We start from the raw sequence: 1,912 nt of genomic DNA, 5'->3' as shown, positions 1-1,912 counted from the left end.
TAGCGGAGCTACCAGGGCTTTTCGGCAACGCGGCGAGGTGCGGTGCCAGACCACGCGACCCGGACGGGCATAGTGAAAGGACCCCTTAGGCACTGGGGGAGGACGTGACCGGACAGGGAAGGCCCGGGTTCCCGCGAGGGAGGCCGGGCCTTCACCGTGTGGTGGCCCTGTGGACACGCACGCCCTGACCTGCGGAATACTTGCCGAACTGCGGTGGTGATGGCAGGTGGCGGAAAATCCAGGTACCGGAACTCTCACGACCGGGCGATGACCGAGACAGGGGCTGACGTGCACGAGCGCGGCAACGACGACGGACACCGGGACGCCGGTCCGGCCGGAAGAGGTGTGGACCAGCCTGCCTTCCTGGCGCTGGAGCGCGAGCTGACCGTGCTGCTGCGGCGCGCCCGGGCCAGCCAGGGTGAGATGGCCCGCGAGGTCCACCCCGACCTGGAGTCGTCCGCGTACGGCCTGCTCGTCCGGCTGGACGAGTGCGGGAAGCAGCGGGCCACTGAGCTCGCCGCCTACATCGGGGTCGGCAAGGCGACGATGTCCCGCCAGCTGCGCGCCCTGGAGGAACTCGGGCTGGTCTGCCGTGTCCGCCGGACCGGCGGCGGTCGGGCGTGGCGGTCAGGAGCCGGTGGCCGGCTTCCCGAAACGGCCGTTGACGAAGAGCAGCTCATCACCGGTCGCGCCCTCGCCCGCCGCCAGCACGGTGCCGATGAAGATGGTGTGGTCGCCGAACGCGTGCGACTCGGTCAGCTCGCACTCCAGCCACGCCACGGAGTCGTCGAGCAGCGGCGCCCCCGTGTGCTCGCCGGCACGCCAGTCGACGCGCTCGAACTGGACGGCACCCAGCGTGCGGCTCTTGTCGGCGAAGTGCCGTGCGAGCGGCTCCTGGTGGGCGCCGAGTATGTTCACGGCGAAGCGCCCGGCGCCGGTGAGCGCGCCGTGCATGACCGCGCTGTGGCCCACGCTGCACAGCACCGACGGGGGGTCGAGGGAGACCGAGCTGAAGGCGTTCGCCGTCATGGCGTGCAGATGCTCCCCGCCCACGGTGAGGACTGTGACGCCGGTGGCGAAGCGGGACATCACCCCGCGTAGCCGGTCCGGGCGTACCGGCTCGTGCCCGGAACGCACGGCAGCGTGTTCGAGTTCGGCGGACGCGGAATTCATGCCACTCTCCGATGGGTCACGGGACACGTCAGTGCCGTCCGCACGAGAAGGGGCAGCCGGCTCGATCAACGTAGTCGGGGCGTCTCGCGGATCCTTCATGCCCGGGTAACCGGGGGGCCTCCAGTGACCGACCGTCACCGATGACCTTTCAGTGACCGGATGTTTACCCGTCCATCGGACCCTGAGGTCATGACTGAGACCTCCGCCGCAGCCGCGGAACGCGAACTCGCCGAGCCCTATCTGCGCCAGGTACTCGACACCGCGGGACTGGCGGTGGAATACGTGCGCGCCGAGGGGAACACGCTGTACGTACGGGACGACGACAACACCGAGTTCCCGGTCGTGGACTTCGCCGGCGGTTACGGCTCGGTGCTGCTCGGCCATCACCACCCCGAGATCACCGCGTACGCCCGCCGACTGCTCGCCGAACATACACCGGTCCACGCCCAGTTCTCGCGCCACCCGTACGCCAACCGGCTGGCCGCCGAACTGAACCGCATCATCGCGCGTGAACTCTCCGACGACGAGCCTTATTACGCCATCTTCGGTAACAGTGGCGCGGAAGCGGTGGAAGCCGCCGTGAAGCACGCCGAACTGGACCGGGGCATCAGGGTCTCCGAACTGCTCGGCTCCGTCGACGCCGGACTCGTCAACGGCCATGTGGTGAAGGTCGGTTGGTTCACCTCGGAGCTGGACCCGCACAAGATCCTGCTGCTGTCCGGAACGTCGGGACAGCAGC

General features: G+C 69.0%; 2 protein-coding genes and 1 pseudogene. 2 read left to right on the top strand and 1 reads right to left on the bottom strand.

All coding sequences use genetic code 11. The annotated features are described in order from the left end of the window. Nucleotides 1-219: 219 nt before the first annotated feature. Nucleotides 220-609: pseudogene (locus ABZ281_RS47790) on the top strand (MarR family transcriptional regulator); the annotation flags it as partial. A gap of 18 nt (nucleotides 610-627) precedes the next feature. Here the strand turns inward: ABZ281_RS47790 and ABZ281_RS47785 are convergent. Beyond that, complete coding sequence (locus ABZ281_RS47785) at nucleotides 628-1,173, bottom strand: flavin reductase family protein (protein ID WP_356664944.1); 546 nt, start codon at nucleotides 1,171-1,173, stop codon at nucleotides 628-630. Nucleotides 1,174-1,362: 189 nt separating this feature from the next. On the opposite strand from ABZ281_RS47785, the gene ABZ281_RS47780 reads away from it, so the two are divergent. Further along, a partial coding sequence (locus ABZ281_RS47780) for an aminotransferase class III-fold pyridoxal phosphate-dependent enzyme (RefSeq protein WP_356664942.1) occupies nucleotides 1,363-1,912 on the top strand: 550 nt, incomplete at its 3' end.

Origin of the sequence: Streptomyces sp. NPDC006265, from assembly GCF_040613555.1 — a bacterium.
GTDB lineage: Bacteria > Actinomycetota > Actinomycetes > Streptomycetales > Streptomycetaceae > Streptomyces.
Note: the sequence above shows the minus strand (reverse complement) of the source record. Positions and strands in the feature narration are given on the sequence as shown.

What these genes read in the sequence shown, in the direction of transcription:
- ABZ281_RS47785 (WP_356664944.1), bottom strand. Translation starts at nt 1,173, where the DNA reads ATGAATTCCGCGTCCGCCGAACTCGAACACGCTGCCGTGCGTTCCGGG.